The sequence below is a fragment of the Phenylobacterium sp. genome, from assembly GCF_041919955.1.
In the GTDB taxonomy this organism is placed as follows: Bacteria; Pseudomonadota; Alphaproteobacteria; order Caulobacterales; family Caulobacteraceae; genus Phenylobacterium.
This window is the reverse complement of the sequence record NZ_JAYRSU010000012.1, coordinates 30,449-50,339: the sequence shown is the minus strand read 5'-3', so window position 1 is coordinate 50,339 and position 19,891 is coordinate 30,449. Positions and strand designations below refer to the sequence as shown.

At 68.9% G+C, this 19,891-nt stretch carries 23 protein-coding genes; 11 read left to right on the top strand and 12 right to left on the bottom strand.

Annotated features, from left to right (window positions below; all coding sequences use genetic code 11):
• Positions 1 to 21: 21 nt before the first annotated feature.
• Both ACE3T2_RS11715 and ACE3T2_RS11710 read right to left on the bottom strand, forming a co-directional pair.
• The gene (locus tag ACE3T2_RS11715; RefSeq protein WP_374657486.1) at positions 22 to 729 is read right to left on the bottom strand and encodes a response regulator; all 708 of its coding nucleotides are present in this window, start codon (positions 727 to 729) and stop codon (positions 22 to 24) included.
• Entirely contained in the window at positions 729 to 1,205 is a 477-nt protein-coding gene (locus ACE3T2_RS11710) for a MarR family winged helix-turn-helix transcriptional regulator (protein ID WP_374657484.1), read from the bottom strand. Before ACE3T2_RS11710 ends, ACE3T2_RS11715 begins: the two co-directional genes overlap by 1 nt.
• Before the next feature lie 81 nt (positions 1,206 to 1,286).
• Here ACE3T2_RS11710 and ACE3T2_RS11705 point away from each other — a divergent pair, with 81 nt between their 5' ends.
• Positions 1,287 to 2,174 carry a branched-chain amino acid aminotransferase gene (locus tag ACE3T2_RS11705; protein ID WP_374657482.1) on the top strand — a complete coding sequence of 296 codons (888 nt, stop codon included), beginning with the start codon at positions 1,287 to 1,289 and terminating at the stop codon, positions 2,172 to 2,174.
• 307 nt (positions 2,175 to 2,481) lie between these two features.
• Here ACE3T2_RS11705 and ACE3T2_RS11700 read toward each other — a convergent pair whose 3' ends face one another.
• From ACE3T2_RS11700 to ACE3T2_RS11685, 4 genes are all read right to left on the bottom strand, one after another.
• Positions 2,482 to 2,880 (bottom strand): DUF4870 family protein, encoded by a 399-nt coding sequence (locus ACE3T2_RS11700; RefSeq protein WP_374657480.1) that lies wholly within the window; start codon positions 2,878 to 2,880, stop codon positions 2,482 to 2,484.
• A gap of 96 nt (positions 2,881 to 2,976) precedes the next feature.
• On the bottom strand, positions 2,977 to 3,324 hold the full coding sequence (gene folB / locus ACE3T2_RS11695; protein WP_374657478.1) for a dihydroneopterin aldolase: 348 nt from the start codon (positions 3,322 to 3,324) through the stop codon (positions 2,977 to 2,979).
• Between the two features lie 97 nt (positions 3,325 to 3,421).
• Positions 3,422 to 4,156: an SDR family oxidoreductase gene (locus tag ACE3T2_RS11690; protein ID WP_374657476.1), complete on the bottom strand. Its 735-nt coding sequence runs from the start codon at positions 4,154 to 4,156 to the stop codon at positions 3,422 to 3,424.
• Positions 4,157 to 4,162: 6 nt separating this feature from the next.
• Positions 4,163 to 4,297 (bottom strand): hypothetical protein, encoded by a 135-nt coding sequence (locus tag ACE3T2_RS11685; RefSeq protein ID WP_374657474.1) that lies wholly within the window; start codon positions 4,295 to 4,297, stop codon positions 4,163 to 4,165.
• A gap of 84 nt (positions 4,298 to 4,381) precedes the next feature.
• Here ACE3T2_RS11685 and ACE3T2_RS11680 point away from each other — a divergent pair, with 84 nt between their 5' ends.
• From ACE3T2_RS11680 to ACE3T2_RS11665, 4 genes are all read left to right on the top strand, one after another.
• Complete coding sequence (locus tag ACE3T2_RS11680) at positions 4,382 to 4,690, top strand: hypothetical protein (RefSeq protein ID WP_374657472.1); 309 nt, start codon at positions 4,382 to 4,384, stop codon at positions 4,688 to 4,690.
• A 71-nt stretch (positions 4,691 to 4,761) separates the two neighbouring features.
• Positions 4,762 to 5,697, top strand: coding sequence for an SMP-30/gluconolactonase/LRE family protein (locus ACE3T2_RS11675; RefSeq protein ID WP_374657471.1), 936 nt, complete (start codon positions 4,762 to 4,764; stop codon positions 5,695 to 5,697).
• 189 nt (positions 5,698 to 5,886) lie between these two features.
• On the top strand, positions 5,887 to 7,326 hold the full coding sequence (locus ACE3T2_RS11670) for an aldehyde dehydrogenase family protein (protein WP_374657469.1): 1,440 nt from the start codon (positions 5,887 to 5,889) through the stop codon (positions 7,324 to 7,326).
• A 128-nt stretch (positions 7,327 to 7,454) separates the two neighbouring features.
• A complete protein-coding gene (locus ACE3T2_RS11665) occupies positions 7,455 to 8,387 on the top strand; it encodes an alpha/beta hydrolase (protein WP_374657467.1) in 933 nt (310 codons plus the stop codon).
• Positions 8,388 to 8,439: 52 nt separating this feature from the next.
• On the opposite strand, the gene ACE3T2_RS11660 is transcribed toward ACE3T2_RS11665, so the two are convergent.
• Positions 8,440 to 9,723, bottom strand: a complete 1,284-nt coding sequence (locus ACE3T2_RS11660; protein WP_374657465.1) for an adenosylmethionine--8-amino-7-oxononanoate transaminase — start codon at positions 9,721 to 9,723, stop codon at positions 8,440 to 8,442.
• On the opposite strand from ACE3T2_RS11660, the gene bioF reads away from it, so the two are divergent.
• Positions 9,722 to 10,921: an 8-amino-7-oxononanoate synthase gene (gene bioF / locus ACE3T2_RS11655; RefSeq protein ID WP_374657463.1), complete on the top strand. Its 1,200-nt coding sequence runs from the start codon at positions 9,722 to 9,724 to the stop codon at positions 10,919 to 10,921. The two genes, ACE3T2_RS11660 and bioF, sit on opposite strands and share 2 nt — an antisense overlap.
• Positions 10,921 to 11,580: a dethiobiotin synthase gene (gene bioD / locus ACE3T2_RS11650; RefSeq protein WP_374657461.1), complete on the top strand. Its 660-nt coding sequence runs from the start codon at positions 10,921 to 10,923 to the stop codon at positions 11,578 to 11,580. The genes bioF and bioD overlap by 1 nt, the downstream gene beginning before the upstream one ends.
• On the opposite strand, the gene ACE3T2_RS11645 is transcribed toward bioD, so the two are convergent.
• Entirely contained in the window at positions 11,577 to 12,716 is a 1,140-nt protein-coding gene (locus ACE3T2_RS11645; RefSeq protein ID WP_374657459.1) for a serine hydrolase domain-containing protein, read from the bottom strand. The genes bioD and ACE3T2_RS11645 overlap by 4 nt on opposite strands.
• Before the next feature lie 48 nt (positions 12,717 to 12,764).
• Positions 12,765 to 13,952, bottom strand: a complete 1,188-nt coding sequence (gene nhaA / locus ACE3T2_RS11640) for a Na+/H+ antiporter NhaA (protein WP_374657457.1) — start codon at positions 13,950 to 13,952, stop codon at positions 12,765 to 12,767.
• Positions 13,953 to 14,034: 82 nt separating this feature from the next.
• On the opposite strand from nhaA, the gene ACE3T2_RS11635 reads away from it, so the two are divergent.
• Both ACE3T2_RS11635 and ACE3T2_RS11630 read left to right on the top strand, forming a co-directional pair.
• Complete coding sequence (locus ACE3T2_RS11635; protein WP_374657455.1) at positions 14,035 to 15,450, top strand: protein adenylyltransferase SelO; 1,416 nt, start codon at positions 14,035 to 14,037, stop codon at positions 15,448 to 15,450.
• Positions 15,451 to 15,510: 60 nt separating this feature from the next.
• A complete protein-coding gene (locus tag ACE3T2_RS11630; RefSeq protein WP_374657453.1) occupies positions 15,511 to 15,831 on the top strand; it encodes a plasmid stabilization protein in 321 nt (106 codons plus the stop codon).
• On the opposite strand, the gene ACE3T2_RS11625 is transcribed toward ACE3T2_RS11630, so the two are convergent.
• From ACE3T2_RS11625 to ACE3T2_RS11615, 3 genes are read right to left on the bottom strand one after another with little or no spacing between them, the layout of a single operon-like run.
• A complete protein-coding gene (locus ACE3T2_RS11625; RefSeq protein WP_374657451.1) occupies positions 15,828 to 16,718 on the bottom strand; it encodes a DMT family transporter in 891 nt (296 codons plus the stop codon). The genes ACE3T2_RS11630 and ACE3T2_RS11625 overlap by 4 nt on opposite strands.
• Positions 16,711 to 17,556 carry a tRNA glutamyl-Q(34) synthetase GluQRS gene (gene gluQRS / locus ACE3T2_RS11620; RefSeq protein ID WP_374657449.1) on the bottom strand — a complete coding sequence of 282 codons (846 nt, stop codon included), beginning with the start codon at positions 17,554 to 17,556 and terminating at the stop codon, positions 16,711 to 16,713. The genes ACE3T2_RS11625 and gluQRS overlap by 8 nt, the downstream gene beginning before the upstream one ends.
• Positions 17,557 to 17,566: 10 nt before the next feature.
• The gene (locus tag ACE3T2_RS11615) at positions 17,567 to 18,196 is read right to left on the bottom strand and encodes a TetR/AcrR family transcriptional regulator (protein WP_374657447.1); all 630 of its coding nucleotides are present in this window, start codon (positions 18,194 to 18,196) and stop codon (positions 17,567 to 17,569) included.
• 802 nt (positions 18,197 to 18,998) lie between these two features.
• Between ACE3T2_RS11615 and ACE3T2_RS11610 the strand changes: the two genes are divergently transcribed.
• Together ACE3T2_RS11610 and ACE3T2_RS11605 are read left to right on the top strand one after the other, a co-directional pair.
• The gene (locus ACE3T2_RS11610; protein WP_374657445.1) at positions 18,999 to 19,559 is read left to right on the top strand and encodes an HNH endonuclease; all 561 of its coding nucleotides are present in this window, start codon (positions 18,999 to 19,001) and stop codon (positions 19,557 to 19,559) included.
• 55 nt (positions 19,560 to 19,614) lie between these two features.
• On the top strand, positions 19,615 to 19,890 hold the full coding sequence (locus ACE3T2_RS11605; RefSeq protein WP_374657443.1) for a hypothetical protein: 276 nt from the start codon (positions 19,615 to 19,617) through the stop codon (positions 19,888 to 19,890).
• The last annotated feature ends 1 nt before the right edge of the window (position 19,891 follow it).

Below are 19,891 nucleotides of genomic sequence, written 5' to 3'. Positions count from 1 at the left end.
AAAGGACGTGAGCGTTCGTCATCAATCGGGCGCCAGGAGGTAGCCGACGCCGCGGACTGTCTGCAGATATCGCGGCGTCTTGGGATCGCTCTCGATCTTACGGCGCAGGCGGGTGACTTGCACGTCGACGGCCCGGCCGGAGGGGTCGACCGTCTCACGGGCCAACTCAAGGCGATCGACCGGCTCGTGCGGGCTGCGGGCGAGGCGCTTGAGCAGCGCGACCTCGGCCTCGGTCAGGCGGACCGGGACGCCGTCCCGGCTGAGTTCGCCGCGCTCGAGATCGAAGCTGCACGCACCGAGCGAGAGGGCCTTGCCCCCGGCCGCCGCGGGCCGCGCGTCGGCGCGGCGAAGGATCGCCTCGATACGCAGCAGCAGCTCCTCGGGCTCGAAGGGCTTGGCCAGGTAGTCGTCGGCGCCGAGCTTCAGGCCTTCGATGCGGTCCTCGGCCAGGCCGCGGGCGGTGAGCATGAGCACCGGGGTGCGGCCGGCTGCGCCTTTCTTCTCGCGCAGCCAGCGGGTGAGCGAGAAGCCGTCCTCGCCCGGCATCATCACGTCGAAGACGGCCAGGTCGAAGTCGATAGTGTCGAGCAGGCTGCGGGCGGCCGCGCCGCCGGGCGCTCCGGTGACGCGGAAGCCATGGCGCGAGAGGTACTGCTTGAGCAGGTCGCGGATGCGATCGTCGTCATCCACCACCAGCAGGTGACGATCGGCACTCTCCACTGCGGCCATCAGGCGCCTCCGCTCTTGGTCCGTCCGCCGGCCAGGGCCGACAGGATGCGCCTGGAGCCGGCGACGCCGTCCAGGCCGCCCATCCGATAAGACCGGGCGACGAGGGCGCGCAAGCGCTCGGATATGGCGCCCTCGAAGGCCTGGCCCGCCTCGGTCAGGGTGGCGGCGCGGCGGCGGCCGTCGAGATCGCCGGCGACCTTGGCGACCAGGCCGCGCGCCTCGAGGTCGGCCAGGACCTTGCTGGCGGCCTGTTTCGAGAGGCTGGTGAGGTGGGCCAGCTCCTGCACCCCGACCCCTGGCCGGCGCTTGAGCAGAAAGGCCGCGCGCCAGTGCGAGCGGCCCAGGCCGAGCCCCTCCTGGGCGGCCAAGCCCGCGTCCACCGCCTCCCAGACGGCCGCTTCGGCGAGCAGCAGAAGTTCCAGTCCGGCGTCGAGTTCATCCTCGCGCAGGATCAGCCGGGGATCGGCGGCGCTCATTACAATCGGAAACCCATTTTGTTTGACGCGGGGCCTGCGGGGGGCTGTAAGGGGGCCCTATTGAAAGGAGGACTTTCCCTCATGTCCCTAGTGCCCTTCGACGACCGCGACGGATGGATTTGGCTGGACGGCCAATTCGTGCCCTGGCGCGAGGCGAAAGTGCACGTACTGACCCACGGCCTCCACTACGCCTCGGCGGTGTTCGAGGGCGAGCGGATGTATGGGGGGGAGATCTACAAGCTGACCGAGCATACCGAGCGTCTGTTCAAGTCGGCGGAGATCCTGGACTTCGAAATTCCGTTCACGGTGGCCGAGATCGACCAGGCCTGCAAGGACACCTGCGCCAAGAACGGCCTGACCGACGCCTATATCCGCCCGATCGCCTGGCGCGGGTCGGAGATGATCGGCGTCTCTGCCCAGAACACCAAGATCCACGTGGCGATCGCGGTCTGGGACTGGCCGAGCTATTTCAGCCCCGAGGAGCGCGCCAAGGGCATCCGCATGTGCTGGGCCAAGTACAAGCGCCCCTCGCCCGAGACCGAGCCGGTGCACGCCAAGGCGACCGGTCTCTACATGATCTGCACCATCTCCAAGCACGCGGCGGAGAAGGACGGCTACACCGACGCGATGATGCTCGACTATCGCGGCTACATCGCCGAGAGCACCGGCTCGAACGTGTTCTTCGTGAAGGACGGGGCGCTGCACACCCCCACTCCGGACTGCTTCCTGAACGGCATCACCCGCCAGTCGGTGATTGCGCTGGCCAAGTCCAAGGGCATCGAGGTGGTCGAGCGCCACATCAAGCCGGAGGAACTGGCAGGCTTCACCGAGTGCTTCGTGGTCGGCACCGCCGCGGAGGTGACACCGGTCGGCCAGATCGGCGAGTACAGGTTCACGCCGGGCGCGCTGTCGCTGGGCCTGGCGGACGACTATGCCCGGATGGTGCGCCGCGAGCTGACTCCGGCCTGACCTGGCGGGTGATCGAGGTAAGGAAAACGCCGCCCGGAGCGATCCGGGCGGCATTTTTCTTGGTCTTGGGATGGCGATGGGGGGATCCGCCCTCCCGCCTCGTCGCCGGACGTCGCTTCTTGCGCTCCCCCGCAGCAGCGCCGGTCCGTGAACGAGGATACGAATCCCCCCGCGCCGTCGCCCCCCAAGCGTCGACGAGGCGGCATGCTGCCAAACGCGAGGGGGCCGGTCCAGGGGGCGGTATGGGAAATGACCCGGCGGCGTAAGGCCGCGCCGTCGTTTTGCGCGGACGGCGCGGCCTTTGCCGTCAAATCAACCAGGTGTCGGGGCGCGGATAGGCTTCGCCCTGGGACAGGTAGATCAGGCCGACCACGCAGCGGATGGCGAACCACACCCCGACCGCGCCCCACAGGAAGAGGAACAGCATCAGGAAGGGAATGCCGACCAGCACGATCGACAGGATGGCGCTGATCCCGATCAGGACGCCCAGGCCCAGGAACACAGCCAGGCCGATCCAGAAGGTGCGGATCAGGAAGGTGTAGTGACTGCGCATGACCGGGCCGGCCGTGTCGCGGTTCATGTGCGCGATGACCAGACCGACCAGAATGGTCAGGCCGTTGACGAGCCCCAGCAGATAGAGGCCGTAGACCACCGCGGGCAGCGTGCGGTCTTCGCTCGTCACGACGGAGGGGTTGGTTTCGCTCAATTCAGTCTCCCAAGAGGAAAGTTCTGAACGAAATGTGGCCCCGTCGCGCGCAATTGCCAGTTTAATTCGCGTTCATGAATGCCGGCCGGGGTGGGTTCAGCCGCGGACCACCGTAATCTCGACGCCGGCGGCGGCGGCGTGGGGCGCCAAGGCCTGAGGCTTTTCCACCCGCACGCGGGCGCGGGTGACGCGCGGATCGGCGAGGCACGCGCGGGCCAGGCGCTCGGCGAAGTCCTCGACCAGCAGGATATGGCCCTCGGCGGCGATGGCGCGGGCGGCTTCCCCGACGCTCTCGTAGTTGACCGTGTCGGCCAGGCGTGTGGCGCCAGAGATCGGCACGTCGAGCTCGACGTCGACGACCAGCGGCTGTCCCTTGCCCTTTTCGTGGGCATAGACGCCGATCTGCGCCTCGACCTTCAGGCCGGTGACGAAGATCTTGGTCATGACCACGCGCCCTTGCGGTTCGGGCGAAGGGGCCTGCGGCGAGTTGTCTTGCAGGGAGGGAAGAACCAAGGGCGCTCCGTTCCGGCGGAAGGCTGTGTCAGGCCAGATGCTGGCCCGCATCGACGGCGATCATCTGGCCCGTCACTGACCTTGCGTCAATCAGATAGCGCAGAGCGTGGCCGATCTCGGCCGGGTCGACCGCTCTTTTAAGCAGGGTGGTCGAAACTTCGTCGTCGAAATCGCCGCCGTCCTGATGGATCGAGGGCAGGGTGGGGCCAGGACCTATGCCGTTGACGCGGATGCGGGGGGCCAGTTCCTGGGCCAGCATCTGGGTGGCGGTCCAGAGCGCGCTCTTGGAGAGCGAATAGCTGAAGAAGTCGGGAGCCGGCGCGAAGACCCGCTGGTCGAGGATGTTGACGATCAGGCCCATGCGGTCGGCGGGCAGTCGCCGGGCGAAGGCCTGGGCCAGGACCAAGGGCGCGCGCAGGTTGGTCTCCAGATGCGCATCCCAGGAGGCGCGGTTCATGGAGGCGAAGCTGTCGTCCTCGAAGACCGACGCGCTGTTGACCAGCAGGGTGACGGGGCCGAGTTCGCTCTCGGCGTCGCCGATCAGGGGCGCGGTGGCGCCTTCGTCGCGCAGATCGCAGGCGTGAATCGAAGCCTTGCGGCCGCGGGCGCGGACGTCCGCCGCGGCGGCCTGGGCGTCGTCGTCGACCTGGCGGACGTGGATGGCGACGTCGTAGCCGGCTTCGGCCGCCGCCAGGGTCAGGGCCCGGCCGATCCGGCGCGAACCGCCGGTGACGAGCGCAGCCCCGCGGGTGGTCGCAGCCAAGACGGCTTAGTCGATCCGGCCGAACTCGAAGAAGTTCAGCGCGCCGATGACGACGATGAAGGCGAGGATGGTCAGGATCGCGGTCATGAAAAGCTCCGGCTTTGTGCGACCGGCTTTAGAGCGGGCGGGGATGGACCGCAAGGGCTGAGGGAACCGCCCGCGGTTTCAGGCTTTGCTTTGTCGGGGCGTCGCCCTGGGGCTTCGCCCGACGGCAGGAGCACAAAGATGATCAAAGACCAGGAGTCCTTCGAGGCGGCCCTTCAGCGGGTCGCGGACCTTCTGGAGCACCCGCCGGCCCACGGAACGGCCGAGGACGAAGAGTTCGGCAAACTGCTGCACGACATCGAGCTCTTCCATCCGACGATCCTGACGGCGCCGCCGGAATCGGACTTCGCGCGGCTGGGCCAGGAGGCGAAAGCCCTGATGTCCCGGGCCAACGACTTCCAGGCCAGGCGCGAGGCGCGCGAGAAGCAGGAAAAGTGGACCAGCTTCCCCGAAGACGGCCAGGGCATCGGCCCGACCACCGGGGTATAGACTCTCCTTGAACATCGGCGTTCGGGCGGGCCATGGTCGCGGTCAAAGAAAAGCCCGCCCGAGGAAACGCCATGCCGCTGTCGCCCATCGCGCCCGGCGACCTGACCAAGGTCGCCATCGGAATCGACCGTCCGGAGGACGTGGTGGTGGGGCGCGACGGCCGGGTCTTCGCCTCCGATCACCAGTGCGCGGTGGCCGAAATCCTCCCGGACGGATCGTTCACGCGGATGGGACCGCAGGGCGGCGCCCCCAACGGGATCAACATGGATCGCCAGGGACGGGTGCTGATCGCCAATTTCGGCATCTACGACCGTCAGGACGGGCCGTTGCAGCGGTTCGACCCGGCCAGCGGCGCGCACGAGACGTTGCTGAGCGAGGTCGGCGGGCGCCGGCTGACCAGCGCCAACTATCCGGTGGTGGACAGCGCGGGGAACATCTGGTGCGCCAACTCCACCCACGCCGAGACTTGGCCGCAGGCCTTGGACGGGCGCCCCGACGGCTTCATCTTCGTGCTGCGCCCCGACGGATCGAGCGCGGTGGTGGCGGAGGGCCTGAGGTTTCCCAACGGCCTGGCCCTCTCGGCGGACGAGCGCTACCTCTACTGTGCGCAGACCAGCGGCGCCGACGTGGTCCGCTTCCCGATCCACGAGGGCGGGACCCTGGGCGCAGGCGGCCGCTATGGGCCGGTGCTGGGCAAACTGCAGGCGCCGGGCGGCGAGCCGGTCGCCAAGGCCGACCTCGGCTATACGGACGGAATCGGGTTGGACGCCGAGGGCAATCTCTGGGTCTGCCTGCCGGGCGCCGACAAGATCGTGGCGATCACGCCCGAGCTCGAGGTGGTGACGGTGCTGCACGACCCGACCGGCGAGATCGTCAACCACCCGACCAACGTCACCTGGGGCGGGAGCGACCTGAAGGACCTCTATATCGGCTCGATCCGCGCCGGATACGTGCTGAAGGGGCGTAGTCCCGTCGCCGGCCAGCCGCATGTGCATCAGGCGGGCTGACGGGGATGCTTGCGACGATAGATTTATGATGTAAATAATCCGCCAGGCCCGTTGGGGACTAGGTTTCGACGGGTTGAACGGCTTTGGGGGCTTCCCCAGTTATCGTTGATCACTAAAATGCTTGTTTGAAGCCGTCGGGGATCTCGTCGGCGCGCCAAGAACCTAAACGAACGCCTCCGGGAGGACGCCATGCGCGAGTACCTGCAGTTCTATATCGACGGTCAATGGGTCGACCCGGTCGAGTCCAAGACGCTCGACGTCATCAACCCGGCGACCGAGCAGGTCGCGGGCAAGATTTCGCTCGGCGGCGCCGCCGACGTGGACAAGGCCGTCAAGGCCGCCCGGAAGGCCTTCGCCAGCTGGTCGCAGACCAGCCGCGAAGAGCGCCTGGACGTGCTGAATCGCATCCTGGCCGAGTACCAGAAGCGCTTCGGCGACCTGGCGACGGCCGTCAGCGAGGAAATGGGCGCCCCGGCCTCGCTGGCTCAACGCGCGCAGGTCCCGATCGGCATGGGCCACCTGGGCACCGCCGCCGCCATCCTCAAGGACTTCAAGTTCGAGGAAGATCGCGGCCCGACCAAGATCGTCAAGGAACCGATCGGCGTCTGCGGCTTCATCACCCCTTGGAACTGGCCGCTGAACCAGATCGTCTGCAAGGTGGCGCCGGCTATCGCGACCGGCTGCACCATGGTGCTGAAGCCGTCGGAAGTGGCGCCGTTCTCGGGCCATATCTTTGCTGAGATCATGCATGCGGCGGGCGTGCCGGCCGGTGTGTTCAACCTGGTCCACGGCGATGGGATCGGCGTCGGCGTGCCGCTGTCGAGCCACCCGGAAGTGGACATGGTCTCGTTCACCGGCTCGACCCGCGCCGGCATCGAGGTGGCCAAGAACGCGGCGCCGACCGTCAAGCGCGTGTCGCAGGAACTGGGCGGCAAGAGCCCGAACATCGTGCTGGACGACGACGTGCTGTCGAAGAGCGTCGCGGCCGGCGTGAAGACGGTGATGGTCAACTCCGGCCAGTCCTGCAACGCTCCGACCCGCATGCTGGTGCCCAGCAAGCGCATGGACGAGGCGATCGCCGCGGCCAAGGAAGCGGCCGCCCAGGTCACGGTCGGCGACCCGAACGGCAACGCCCAACTTGGTCCGGTTGTCTCCGAGGTGCAGTTCAACAAGATCCAGAAGCTGATCCAGGCCGGCATCGACGAGGGCGCGACCCTGGTGGCCGGCGGCGTCGGCAAGCCGGAAGGCCTGGAAACCGGCTACTACGTCAAGCCGACCGTCTTCGCGAACGTCACCAACGACATGACCATCGCCAAGGAAGAGATCTTCGGCCCGGTGCTGTCGATCCTCGGCTACGAGACCCTCGAGCAGGCGATCGAGGTCGGCAACGACACCGAGTACGGCCTGGCCGCCTACGTCAACGGCGCGGACCTGGCCAAGGCCCGCGAAGTGGCCTCCAAGCTGCGCGCCGGCCAGGTGTCGATCAACGGCGGCGGCGGCGACCTGACTGCGCCGTTCGGCGGCTACAAGATGAGCGGCAACGGGCGCGAGTGGGGCGACTACGGCTTCCACGAGTTCCTGGAGACCAAGGCCGTCCTGGGCTACGCGCCGAAGGAAGCGGCCGAGTAAGGCCGCCGAAAAGGCAATGACTGAGCGGGCCGGCAGGGGATGCTCTGCCGGCCCGTTTGCTTAAGCGACATACGCCGCCCGCGGGCGGTGAAGGGCCGCAACGCCGGCCCAAGGGAGGAGGAAGACCCATGCTGGACCCGAACTTCAAGGCGATGATCGACGCGACCGCCGAGCAGGCCGCCAATGCGCCGCCGCTGGACGCCGTGCCGCCGGCCATGATCCGCATGGGCTACCAGATGCAGCGCAAGGCGGCCGATCAGAGCCCGCCCCAGGACGTCGCCGCCAAGGACCTTGAGGTCGCCGGCGCGGCGGGTCCCATTCCCGCGCGGCTCTATACGCCCGCGGACGCCAAGACCCCGAGCGGGGGCCTCGTCTATTTTCACGGCGGCGGCTTCACCATCGGCGACCTTGAGACCCATGACGGCCATTGCCGGCGGCTGGCCGCGCTGGCGGGGGTGCGGGTGCTGGCCGTCGATTACCGGTTGGCGCCGGAGCATCCGTTCCCGGCCGGGCACGACGACGCCCTGACGGCGACCAAGTGGGCCTTCGACCATGCGGGCGAGCTGGGAATCGATCCGACGCGGATCGCGGTCGGCGGCGACTCGGCCGGCGGCAACCTGGCGGCCTCGGTCTCCATCGACCTGAAGGGCGACCCCAAGCGGAAGATCGCCTTCCAGCTGCTGCTCTATCCGGGCATCTGGCCGGAAGAGGAGACGGCCTCGCGCAAGGCGCTGGACGGCCCCATCCTGACCAAGGCCGCGATCGCCTGGTTCGACAAGTCTCTGGCTGCGCTTGGCCACGCGCAGGAGGCCCGCGCCTTCCTCGGCAAGGCCAGGCTGTCGGCCGGCCTGCCGCCGGCCCTGGTGGTGACGGCCGGGTTCGACCCGCTGAAGGACGAGGGGCGCGACTATGCCGCGCGGCTGACCGCGGCGGGCAATTCGGCGACCCATGTCGAGTACGCCGGACTGGTGCACGACTTCTACATCATGCCGGACGTCTCGCCGGCCGTGCACGACGCGGTGAAGGAAACCGCCGCGGCGCTGAAGGCGGCCATCGGCTGAAGTCTTGCGTGTCATCCCGGTTTTCGGCCTGCGGCCGAAACCGGGATGACACCTAGTTGTTCAGCAGCACCTTGCGGATCGCACCGGTGAGCTGGGCGAGTTCGGCGTCGGTCGTGACGTAGGGCGGGGTCAGGTAGACGACCTTGCCCATCGGGCGGATCCAGCAACCGTGCTCGACAAAGGCCATGCAGAGCGGGCCGCTCTCGACCGGGTGGTCGAACTCGACGACGCCGATGGCGCCCAGGGTGCGGACGTCGACGACCCCTGGCGCAGCGCGGCAGGGGGCGAGACCTTCAGCGAGGGCGGCGTTGATGCGGGCGACGTCGGCCTTCCAGGCGCCGGTCTCGAAGAGGTCGAGGCTGGCGTTCGCGGCCGCGCAGGCCAGGGGATTGGCCATATAGGTCGGACCGTGCATCAGGGCCGCGCCCGCGTCGTCCGACCAGAAGGCCTGGAAGACCGGGGTGCGGGCGATGGCGGCCGAGAGCGGCAGGGTGCCGCCGGTCAGGGCCTTGGACAGGGTGACGATGTCGGGCGTGACGCCCGAGCCCTCGCAGGCGAAGAGGTCGCCCGTGCGGCCGAAGCCGACGAAGATTTCGTCGAAGACCAGCAGCACGTCGTGCTTGTCGCAGAGCCGGCGCAGGGTGCGCAGCACCTCGTCGGAGTGGAACAGCATGCCGCCCGCGCCCTGCACGCGCGGCTCGACGATCACGGCGGCGATATCGCCGGCCTTCTCGCCCAGCAGCGCGTCGAGGGCGGCTTCGGAGGCGGCGTCGGTCGGCAGGTCGGTGACGATCTGGGCCGGCATGACCCCGGCGAACAGACTGTGCATGCCTTCGTCAGGATCGCAGATGGTCATCGTGGCCAGGGTGTCGCCGTGATAGCCGCCTTTGAAGCTGAGGAAGCGAGTGCGCCCCGCAACGCCGCGGTTGATCCAGTATTGCAGCGCCATCTTCATGGCGATTTCGACCGAGACAGAGCCGCTTTCGGCGAAGAACACGTGGTCCAGGTCGCCGGGTAGCAAGGCCGCCAGGCGCTGGGCCAGGCGATAGGCCGGCTCGTGCGCCAGGCCGCCGAACATCACGTGCGGCATGAGCTCGAGCTGGCGTTGGACGCCGGCGCGGATGTGGGGGTGGTTGTAGCCGTGGCAGGCTGTCCACCACGAGGCGATCCCGTCCACCAGTTCGCGGCCGTCCTCCAGCACGATGCTGGCGCCTTGGGTCTTGGCTACCGCCATGGGAGCCGGCGCAGTCTTCATCTGGCAGTAGGGGCGCCAGACGTTGCAGGCCCCTTGTGAAAGCCAGTCGGGCGTGGAGAAAGCCGGTGTCGGAATTGTCATGACGGGCGGCTTTAACGGAACGGCGGCCTCGTGCATACCGCACGCCGTGTCAGATAGTCTCACCGCGTTCGCCCAAGGCAAACTCGCCGCGCTGGAGGCCAAGAGCCTCAAGCGCACCCTGGTTCCGACCCAGCGCCTGGACGGGCTGTGGGTGGAGCGGAATGGGCGGCGGCTGCTGTCGTTCTCGTGCAACGACTACCTGAACCTCTCGCACCATCCGGCGGTGAAGGCCGCGGCGGTGGCTGCGGTGGAGGAGCATGGCGCGGGCTCGGGCGCCTCGCGACTGGTGACCGGCGACAATCCGATCTTCGGCCTGCTGGAGGCCAAGCTGGCGGCCCTCAAAGGCGCCGAAGCGGCCTGCGTGTTCGGCTCAGGCTACCTGGCCAACAGCGGCGTCATCCCGACCTTCGTCGGCGAGCGCGACCTGGTCCTGGTCGACGATCTGGCCCACGCGTGCATCTGGTCGGGCGCGCAGCTGTCGCGGGCCAGGATCGTGGCCTTCCGCCACAACGACCTGGCCGACCTGGCGCAGAAGCTGGCCCTGCACCGGGGTGAGGCCGAGCGGGCGCTGATCGCCACGGACGGGGTGTTCTCGATGGACGGCGACGTGGCGCCGCTGGACCAGATCAGCGCCCTGGCCCAGGCGCACGACGCCTGGCTGCTGGTGGACGACGCCCATGGGCTGGGCGTGGTCGGCGAGGGGCGCGGGACCGCGGCGATGTTCCCAGGCGCGAAGGTCGACCTGGCCATGGGCACCTTCTCCAAGGCGCTGGGCGGCTACGGCGCCTATGTCTGCGCCAGCAAGGCCGTGATCGACTTCATCAAGACCCGCACGCGCACGGTGGTCTACACGACCGGCCTGCCGCCGGCCAACGCCGCCGCCGCCGCCGCGGCCCTGGACGTCATCGCCGCCGAGCCCGAGCGGGTGACCGCGGTGCTGGCCAAGGCGCGGCGCTTCACCCGGGCGCTGAACCTGCCCGAGGCGACCAGCGCGGTGGTTCCGATCGTGCTGGGCGAGGCCGAACGCACCCTGGCCGCCGCCAGGGCGCTGGAGGACCAGGGCTTCCTGGTGGTGGCGATCCGTCCGCCGACGGTGCCGGCCGGCACGGCGCGGCTGCGGGTGGCGTTCACCGCGGGGCACCCCGACGCGGAGATCGATCGTCTGGCGGCGGCGGTGCGCCCGCTGATGGGCGGCTGATGCGCGCGCTGTTCGTTTCCGGCGCCCATACCGATGTCGGCAAGACCTGGGCCGCCTGCGCCCTGCTGCGGGCGGCGCGGGCCAAGGGGTTGTCCGTCGCGGCCCTGAAGCCGGCGGTCAGCGGCATAGACCCGGGTGACTGGAGCGACAGCGACCCTGGCCGGCTGCTGGACGCCATGGGGCGTGAGCTGACCGACGTGGCGCTGGACGAGATCGCGCCGCTGCGGTTCGCCGCCCCGCTGTCGCCGCCGATGGCCGCGCGGCTGGAGGGCGTGGACCTGCGGATTTCGCGGCTGGTCGCGTTCTGCCGGGCGGGGCTGGCGGCGAGCGACGCCGACCTGATGCTGGTCGAGGGCGCGGGCGGAGTGATGTCGCCCATGGCCGAGGACGGCACCTGTCTGGACCTGATGATGGCGCTGGGCCTGCCGGCGGTGCTGGTCGGCGGCTCGTATCTCGGGGCGATCAGCCACACCCTGACGGCGCTGGAGACCCTGCGCGCCCGCGGCGTTGCGGTGGACGCGGTCATCGTCAGCCAGAGCGCCGACCCGGACGCGCCCGACTTCATCCAGACGGTGGAAAGCGTGGCGCGGTTCGCGGGCGAGGTGCGGGTGGTCGCCGCGGCCAGAGGCGAAAGCGCCTGGGCGTCGGGGCTGGTCTAGATCGCCCCCATCGCTTCCCACATCGCCATGGCCAGGCCGAAGGCGCGCATGTCGCCGGTGGTGGTCGGGGCCATCTTGTTCATGGCGTAGGCGAAGGTGGTGCGGGCGTCCATGTCGATAATCACCAGCGAGCCGCCATAGCCGCCCCAGAAGATGGTGTTGGGATTGGGCAGCGGCATGGCGCCGGCCAGGCCGAAGCCCATGCCGAAGCGCGCGGGCATGCCGAGGATCAGGTCCTGGCCCTCGATCTGGACCTCCAGCGCCTTGCGGCAGCCCGCCTCCGACATGAAGCGCTTGCCCTGGGCGACCCCGCCATTGGCGAGGATGACGTGGACCTGGGCCACCGAGCGGGCGTTCCCCGTGCCCCCGGCGGCGGGAATCTCGGCGCCGCGCCAGGCGCGGGTACGGGTCTCGGCGACGTCGATCGGCGGGTTGCCCGACATGTTCTTCTGCAGCTCGCTCTCGGAGCGGTCGGCGATGGAGGCGCCGGGGGGCGGCGCGATCAGGTCGGCCACCCGATGGTCCTCCGACGCCGGCAGGCCGATGTGGAAGTCCGCGCCCAGGGGGCCAGCGATCTCCTCACGGAAAACCGTGCCCAGCGACTTGCCGGTAATGCGGCGCACGACCTCTCCGACCAGATAGCCCTGGGTCAGGGCGTGGTACCCGCTGGCCGTGCCCGGTTCCCAGAACGGCGCCTGGGCGGCGAGGAGGGAGGTCGCCTTGTCCCAGTCGTAGAGGTCTTCCTTGGTCAGCGGCTCCTTCCAGCCCGACAGGCCGGCCGAGTGGCTCATGAGGTGGCTGACCTTCACGTCCTGCTTTCCGGCGGCGGCGAACTCGGGCCAATAGCGGGCGACCGGGGCGTCGAAGTCGAGCTCGCCGCGGTCGGCGACCAGCAGGGCGGTCAGGGCGGTCATCGTCTTGGTGGTCGAGTAGACGTTGACGATGGTGTCGCGCTCCCACGGACGGCCCTCGTCCTCGTTGGCCCATCCGCCCCAAAGGTCGACGACGGTCTCGCCTTCGAGGGTGGCGCAGAACGAGGCGCCGACATCGGCGCCGCCGGCGAGATTGGCCTCGAACGCCTCGCGCACCTTGCCGAAGCGGTCGTGGGTGAATCCTTCGGCGACGTCCCTAGCCATGCGCTGTCCTCCCGAGCTTTTCGGGCAGCCTACGCCGGAGAGCGAGCCCTAGTCTTGCACTTCGTTGCGCTGGCGCTGGGCGAAGGCGAGCACGCTCATGCCGACCACGGCCGAGAGGATCGAGCCGGCGATGACGCCCATGCGCACCTCGGTCTGGGCAGTAGTGTCATGCGGGTCGAAGGCGAGGCCGCCGATGAAGAGGCTCATGGTGAAGCCCACGCCGCAGAGCAGCGCGACGCCGTAGAGCTCCAGCCACTTTGCGCCGGTCGGGCGGCGGGCGAGCTTGAGGCCGATGACCGCGGCCGAAAAGCCGAACACGCCGATCTGCTTGCCCAGGAAGAGGCCGAGCGCGATGCCCAGCGGCACCGGCGAGAGCAGGGTTCCGAGCGACAGGCCCGCGAAGGAGAAGCCGGCCGCAGCGAAGGCGAAGAGCGGCAGGATCAGATAGGCGACGTACGGGTGCAGGCTTTCCATGAAATGCTTGAGCGGCCCCTCGTGACCCGGCTTGCGCGGGTCGATCGGCACGGTCATGGCCGCGGCCACCCCAGCCAGCGAGGTGTTGACGCCGCTCTTCAGGCAGAAGGCCCAGGCCAGGGCGAAGAAGGCCGCGTAGAAGAGATAGGGCGCGCTCTTCCACTGGGACATCAACGCCATGACGCCGATGCAGGCGGCCGCTCCGCCCAGGGCGTAGAGGTTGACGTCCGAGGTGAAGAGGATGGCGATCAGCGCCACGGCGCCGAGATCGTCGGCGATGGCGAGGGTGAGCAGGAAGATGCGCAGCGACGGCGGCAGGCGCGGTCCGGCCACCGCGAGGGCGGCCAGGGCGAAAGCGATGTCGGTGGCGGTGGGCGTGGGCCAGCCCTGCGGCGCGCCGCCGGCGCCCGCGTTGACCAGCAGGTAAACGCCCGCCGGCGCCACCATCCCGCCGATAGCGGCCAGGACGGGCAGGGCCAGGCGCCTGGGATTGGAAAGCTCGCCGCGCAGGATCTCGTGCTTGATCTCAAGGCCGACGACGAAGAAGAAGATCGCCATCAGGCCTTCCTTGATCCACCGGTAGACCGGCTTCGTCTCGGCGAAGGCCCCGACCTGGATCGTGATCTCGTGCTTGATGAAGGCGAAGTAGTGGTCGGCCCACGGCGAGTTCGCCAGGGCCACGGCCAGCAGGGCCGCGGTGGTCAGGATCACGCCCGAGGCAGTCTCGGTCTTCAGGAAATCGAGGGTCAGTCTGCGCGCCATGGCCTCGGTTAGCATGGGCGGTGCGTGCGAAATACGTCAATCGGACGTTGCTGGCGCCGATGTGATCGCGCATCTGAGAGCCATGCCCGTTTCGCCCGACTACCGCCCCGAGCCGCACGTCCAGGAACTGGGGCCCGACTTCTTCGATCCCGTCGAGCCGGCCGATTTCCCGATGACCTTCCTGCGCTTCCGCAACGATCGCGCGGCGCGGACCCTCGGGCTGGACACTTTGAGCGACGACGAGTGGACGGCGCATTTCGGCCGTTTCGAGCCGCTGACCGGCAACCTGCCCCAACCGTTGGCCATGCGTTATCACGGCCACCAGTTCCGCGTTTACAACCCCGACCTCGGCGATGGCCGCGGGTTCACCTTCGCCCAGATGCGCGAGGCCGGGACGGGCCGCCTGCTGGAGCTCGGGACCAAGGGCTCGGGCCAGACGCCATGGTCGCGTCAGGGCGACGGGCGGCTGACCCTGAAGGGCGGTGTGCGCGAGGTGCTGGCCACCGCCATGCTGGAGGCGCTGGGCGTGCCGACCTCGCGCTCGTTCTCGCTGATCGAGACCGGCGAGCAACTCTATCGCGGGGACGAGCCAAGCCCGACGCGTTCGGCCGTGCTGGTGCGGCTGTCGCACAGCCATATCCGCTTCGGCACCTTCCAGCGCCACGCCTACTTCCAGGAGAAGGACCGGATCGCGCGGCTGATCGACCACGTGATCGCCTACTACTACCCCGAGCTGGCCGACGCGCCCGACCGCCCCGCCGCGCTGCTGGCCGCGGTCGCCGCCAGGGCCGCACGGCTGACGGCGCGGTGGATGGCGGCTGGGTTCGTGCACGGGGTGCTGAACACCGACAACATGAACATCACGGGCGAGAGCTTCGACTACGGGCCCTACCGGTTCCTGCCGCACAACGATCCTAACTTCACGGCCGCCTATTTCGACACCGCCGGGCTCTACAGCTTCGGCCGTCAGCCCGAAACCGTGTTCTGGAACCTGCAGCAACTGGCCGGCTGCCTGGCGCTGGTCACCGAGCAGGACCCGCTGGTCGAGGCGCTGAACGGCTTCGGCCCTGCCTATCGGCGCGAGCTGGCCGGGGCGTTGCTGAACCGCCTGGGGTTGAGGCGCGGCGAGGAGGCGGCCGAGGTCGCCTTCGCCAACGCGCTCTTCCGCGCCATCGCCGAAGGGGGAGACCGGCTGCGCTGGGAACCGTTCTTCTTCGACTGGTTCTGTGGCGACGAGGCCCGCGCGCTGGGCTCGGTGCGCGGCGACATCTATGCGGGCGAGACGTTCACCGCGTTCCGCGAGTTGCTGAAAGGGTTTGAGGCGGAGCGGCCGGGGCGGCTGGCCGACCCCTATTTCGCCGGACCCGAGCCGCAGGAACTGCTCTACGACGAAATCGAGGCCATCTGGGCGCCGATCACCGAGCGCGACGACTGGAGCGCCTTCCACGCCAAGCTGGCGGCGATCGAGGCTGCGCGAGTCGCCTACGCCCTGAGCTAGGCCCTAGGAACTTCGCCGGAGCGGGGCGGGTTGGCTTTCCAGTATCAGAGGAGAGCGACCATGCCCCGAGGGGACAAGTCCAAGTACACCGACAAGCAGGAACGCAAGGCCGACCACATCGCCGAAGGCTACGAGGCCAAAGGCGTGTCCGAGAAGGAGGCCGAGCGGCGGGCCTGGGCCACCGTCAACAAGGATGACGGCGGCGGTAAGGCGCCAGGTGGATCGGGCCGCGGCAAGCGCACCGGCCATCCGGCCGCGCACAAGGGCGGCAAGAAGGGCGGCGAGGCTTCGGCCCATCGATCCGCCGCGGCGCGCTCGGCCTCGGCCAAGAAGGCGGCCGCGACCCGCAAGCGCAACGCCGAGCATCACGCATCGCATTAGCCCGCGGGGCGTGACTTCCGCGAGGCGGCCTGGGCCAGGACGACGCCGGCGAGGGCCATGGCGCCGCCGAGGGCCTGGATAGGGCCGAGGGCCTCGGCGAACAGCAGCCAGCCGAGGATGGCGGCGACCACTGGCTGGATCAGCACCACGACCGAGGCGGTGGCGGGCGGCAAGCGTCCGAGCGCCCAGGCGATCGAACCCTGTCCGGCGACGTGCATGACGCCCAGCCCGACCAGGGCCGCCCAGCCGCCGGGGCCGGAGGGAAAGATCGGCTCGCCCAAGGCCAGGGCCGCGACCAGCAGGGCCGGGGCGCTGGCCAGGCTAGACCAGAACATCACCCGAGTGGCTCCGGTTGAGCGGCGCGCCGCGCTGATGGCCAGGAAGTAGAGCGCGTACCAAAAGGCCGTGGTGAGGGCGAGCGCGTCGCCCAGGGGCGGGTTGGCGCCAGCAGCGTGAGCTCCGCGCCCGACCGCCATCATCCAGGCCCCAGCCACCGCCAGGGCGACTGCGGCGACGAACAGCTTGGCCGGCCGCTGCTTGAGGAAGATCCACGCCGTCGCCGTGACCACCACCGGGGTCAGGTTGGTCAGCACCGTGGCGTTGGCGACCGAGGTGAAGTGGATGCTGTAGTGCCAGAAGCCGAGGTCGCAGGCGAAGGCCAGGCCGGCGGCCAGGGCGAAGCGGTTGGGCGGCCCGACCCCGCCGTCGCTCTTGAGGGCCAGCAGCCCCAGCAGGGGCAGGGCGAAGCCGACGCGCCAGAAGCCGATGGCGGCCGGGCCAGCGTCGGACAGACGCACCAGGATGGGGGCGAGGCCGATGACCGCCGCCCCGAAGACCAGGACCGCCAGGGCGCGGCCGCCAGCGGGATCGCGCGATGCATCACTCAAGGCCCATCTCCGCCTTCAACTGCGCGGGTGTGACGCCGCGGGCGCGCAGGTCGCGCAGGGTTTCGGCCTGATCGCGCTTGGCGAAGCGCCGGCCGTCCGGTCCGGTCAGCAGGCGGTGATGGCGATAGGTCAGCGTCGGCAGGTCGAGCAGGGCCTGGAGCAGGCGCTGGACATGGGTCGCCTCGAAGAGATCCTGGCCGCGGATCACGTGGGTCACGCCCTGCAGGGCGTCGTCGACGACGACGGCCAGGTGATAGGCGACGCCCACATCCTTGCGAGCCAGGACGATGTCGCCGCCCGAGAGGGCCGGGTCGGCGCGGATTTCACCCTGCTCGCCGTTCGGGCCGACGCCTTCTTCTAGAAAGCTGAGAGGGCGGCCAGCCAGGGCGGTCTCGGCGGCGTCGAGCGACAGACGCCAGGCGAAGGGATCGCCGGCGGCGAGGCGGGCGGCTTCCTGTTCGGCGGACAAGGGCGCGCCGCGATAGGCCTCGGCTGCGCCGTGCGGGGCGCTGGCCGCGGCCTGGGCAAGCTCCTTGCGGGTCTTGAAGCAGCGATAGGTGAGATGATCGGCGGTCAGGGCGGCTAGAGCCGCCTGGTAGTCGTCGAGATGGTCGGACTGGCGGCGGACAGGCGTTTCCCACTCGATCCCCAGCCAAGCCAAGTCCTCGTAGATCGCCTCTTCGAACTGGGGCCGGCAGCGGGTGGCGTCGATATCCTCGATGCGCAGGATGAAGCGCCCTGCCGCCGCGCGTGCGGCCGTAAACGCGGTCAGGGCCGAGAAGGCATGGCCGCGGTGCAGGTAGCCGGTCGGGGAGGGGGCGAAGCGGGTGACGAACACCCGAACAGCTTTAGTCGGGCGCGGTGCGCGCGAAAATGCCCATGTGCTCGAAGACGCCGCGCAGGAACGCCTCGTCGCCGCCGAGCGCGTCCTTCAGGTGATCGAACTGCTTGAACGAGAACATCTCCGCCAGGCCGTGGGCGGCGCACCAGGCCGCAGTGGTGGCCAGTTCCAACTCCTGCTCGTCCATGGGCGCGGCGCCGGCCTCGACCAGCGTGTCGCGCACCTGGCAGTAGGCGCTGTCGTTCTCGGCGTGGACGTGTTCGGGCAAGCTGTCCTTGTCGCGCGAGCAGTCGTACATCACCCGGTAGAGCGCCGGGTTGTCGCGGGCGAAGCGGACATAGGCCACGCCCAGCGAAGTCAGCTTGTCGCGCACCGAGGTCTGGCGGGCGCGCGCCTCCGTCATCAGGGCGTTGAGCATGTCCCAGCCCTCGTGCGCGACGGCGTCGAGCAGTTCGCCCTTGTCCTTGAAGTGGTGATAAGGCGCCGCCGGGCTGACCCCGGCCTCGCGCGCGACCGCGCGCAGGGACAGAGCGGTGGGGCCCTCGGTCTCCAGCAGGCGGCGGGCGGCGTCGATCAGCGCGCGGCGCAGGTCGCCGTGGTGATAGGGCCGGTTCTCGGCGGCGGCAGTTTCCTTCATACCGTTCACTCTAAATCTGAATCTGGACGGCGTAAAGATCATCTTGACGGCGTTCAGATCGGTGTTATCTTAGCGCTGTTCAAATAGATAACGCCCTCGCTCCCCCGAGGGTCCAACTTGAAAGGTGTGTGTCATGTCTCTCGCTCGTCTCACCCATTTCGAACGGCTCTTCGACCGCATCGCTCCGGTCGTGCTGATCGCGCTCAGCGTCAGCCTGGCGGCGGCTACGGTTGTGGTTGGCGCGTAACGCCCGACCCTCTCCAGTTTATCGAGCCTTCCTGCGAGGGGCCGGATTTTTCCGGCCCCTTTTCCTTTGCGCGCCCTCTGGATTTCCCAAGAACGTCGATATGCATTTTTGCATGGCGTACATTGTAAAATGAATCTGTACATCGTTCAGATGGCTTGCTATCTAAACATTGTCCAGATGGACGCGGGGCGGCGGAGGGCCGCACCGGACCCACAAAGGAATGACTGACATGACTGCTCTGACCCAACTCGGCCGCTTCTTCGACGCCACCGTCGCCGTGGCTTTCGTCTTCATCAGCCTGAGCCTGGCCGGCGCCACCGCCGTCGTCGGCGCCTGATGTCCGCCCAAGCGCCTCCGTCCGGCGAAAAGTGATCTCCGGACGGAGCCGCCCGGCTTCATTTCATGGAGCTGTCGTGGAAATCGGCCTATAATTCCCCTGCTGCGGGAGTTGGCCCCAAGGTCGATTCGCCGAGCGCTCGGATCGCGAAAGGGGGCCTGTCTTCAGTCTCTACGCGTACGACATAAGAGCCCTGGGGCTCACCCGGAGGACCGGCCATGCAGGTGCTTAGCCGCCCGCCTTCCGGCTGGCCTTGCCTCGTGCTGAACGCCGACTTCCGTCCGCTCAGCTACTATCCCCTGTCGCTTTGGCCGTGGCAGGAGGTGATCAAGGCGGTGTTCCTGGATCGCGTCGACGTGGTGTCGACCTACGACCAGGAAGTCCACTCGCCATCCTTCGCGATGAAGCTGCCCAGCGTGGTCTCGCTGAAGCATTACGTGCCTCAGGACCGTCCGCCGGCCTTCACGCGCTTCAACCTCTTCCTGCGCGACGCCTTCACCTGCCAGTACTGCACCGCACCGGACGATCTGACGTTCGACCACGTGGTGCCGCGCTCGCGCGGCGGGCGCACGACCTGGGAGAACATCGTCACCGCCTGCGCGCGCTGCAACCTGATGAAGGGCGGGCGCACCCCGCACGAGGCGAACATGCACCCGTTCCACAAGCCGCGGCGGCCGACCGCCCACGAGCTGCAGGAGCGCGGTCGCCGTTTCCCGCCGCACCACCTGCACGAAAGCTGGCTCGACTACCTCTACTGGGACATCGAACTGGAGGCTTAGGAACCGGGCGCGCAGGCCGGAAGTTGGCGGCAAGGGGGCCATTGGAGAGCTCCTTATGGCGAACCCGAGAGACACCCTGACCAACGCCGCCGATTCTGCGCCGGGCGTGGACGATGGCCGCGCCGGCGCAAAGGCGCCGCGCATCGACAGCAAACCGGGCGGACGCAAGGCGATCTTCTGGATCGTCGGCCTGGCCCTGGCCGTGCTGATCGTCGTATTCCTGACCAGCCCGAACCGGCTTTCGACGGGATCGCGCACCCAGCTCGAAGAGCGGGCGGGAGAACCGGCGCCGGCCACCGCCTCGCAGACCCAGAACCCGGCCGCGCAGTAGC

Excerpts from the sequence above, each read along its gene's own strand:
- ACE3T2_RS11715 (WP_374657486.1), bottom strand. The coding sequence starts at position 729 with ATGGCCGCAGTGGAGAGTGCCGATCGTCACCTGCTGGTGGTGGATGAC.
- ACE3T2_RS11710 (WP_374657484.1), bottom strand. The coding sequence starts at position 1,205 with ATGAGCGCCGCCGATCCCCGGCTGATCCTGCGCGAGGATGAACTCGAC.
- ACE3T2_RS11705 (WP_374657482.1), top strand. The coding sequence starts at position 1,287 with ATGTCCCTAGTGCCCTTCGACGACCGCGACGGATGGATTTGGCTGGAC.
- folB (WP_374657478.1), bottom strand. The coding sequence starts at position 3,324 with ATGACCAAGATCTTCGTCACCGGCCTGAAGGTCGAGGCGCAGATCGGC.
- ACE3T2_RS11680 (WP_374657472.1), top strand. The coding sequence starts at position 4,382 with ATGATCAAAGACCAGGAGTCCTTCGAGGCGGCCCTTCAGCGGGTCGCG.
- ACE3T2_RS11675 (WP_374657471.1), top strand. The coding sequence starts at position 4,762 with ATGCCGCTGTCGCCCATCGCGCCCGGCGACCTGACCAAGGTCGCCATC.
- ACE3T2_RS11670 (WP_374657469.1), top strand. The coding sequence starts at position 5,887 with ATGCGCGAGTACCTGCAGTTCTATATCGACGGTCAATGGGTCGACCCG.
- ACE3T2_RS11665 (WP_374657467.1), top strand. The coding sequence starts at position 7,455 with ATGCTGGACCCGAACTTCAAGGCGATGATCGACGCGACCGCCGAGCAG.
- bioF (WP_374657463.1), top strand. The coding sequence starts at position 9,722 with ATGACGGGCGGCTTTAACGGAACGGCGGCCTCGTGCATACCGCACGCC.
- ACE3T2_RS11660 (WP_374657465.1), bottom strand. The coding sequence starts at position 9,723 with ATGACAATTCCGACACCGGCTTTCTCCACGCCCGACTGGCTTTCACAA.
- bioD (WP_374657461.1), top strand. The coding sequence starts at position 10,921 with ATGCGCGCGCTGTTCGTTTCCGGCGCCCATACCGATGTCGGCAAGACC.
- ACE3T2_RS11645 (WP_374657459.1), bottom strand. The coding sequence starts at position 12,716 with ATGGCTAGGGACGTCGCCGAAGGATTCACCCACGACCGCTTCGGCAAG.
- nhaA (WP_374657457.1), bottom strand. The coding sequence starts at position 13,952 with ATGGCGCGCAGACTGACCCTCGATTTCCTGAAGACCGAGACTGCCTCG.
- ACE3T2_RS11635 (WP_374657455.1), top strand. The coding sequence starts at position 14,035 with ATGCCCGTTTCGCCCGACTACCGCCCCGAGCCGCACGTCCAGGAACTG.
- ACE3T2_RS11630 (WP_374657453.1), top strand. The coding sequence starts at position 15,511 with ATGCCCCGAGGGGACAAGTCCAAGTACACCGACAAGCAGGAACGCAAG.
- ACE3T2_RS11615 (WP_374657447.1), bottom strand. The coding sequence starts at position 18,196 with ATGAAGGAAACTGCCGCCGCCGAGAACCGGCCCTATCACCACGGCGAC.
- ACE3T2_RS11610 (WP_374657445.1), top strand. The coding sequence starts at position 18,999 with ATGCAGGTGCTTAGCCGCCCGCCTTCCGGCTGGCCTTGCCTCGTGCTG.
- ACE3T2_RS11605 (WP_374657443.1), top strand. The coding sequence starts at position 19,615 with ATGGCGAACCCGAGAGACACCCTGACCAACGCCGCCGATTCTGCGCCG.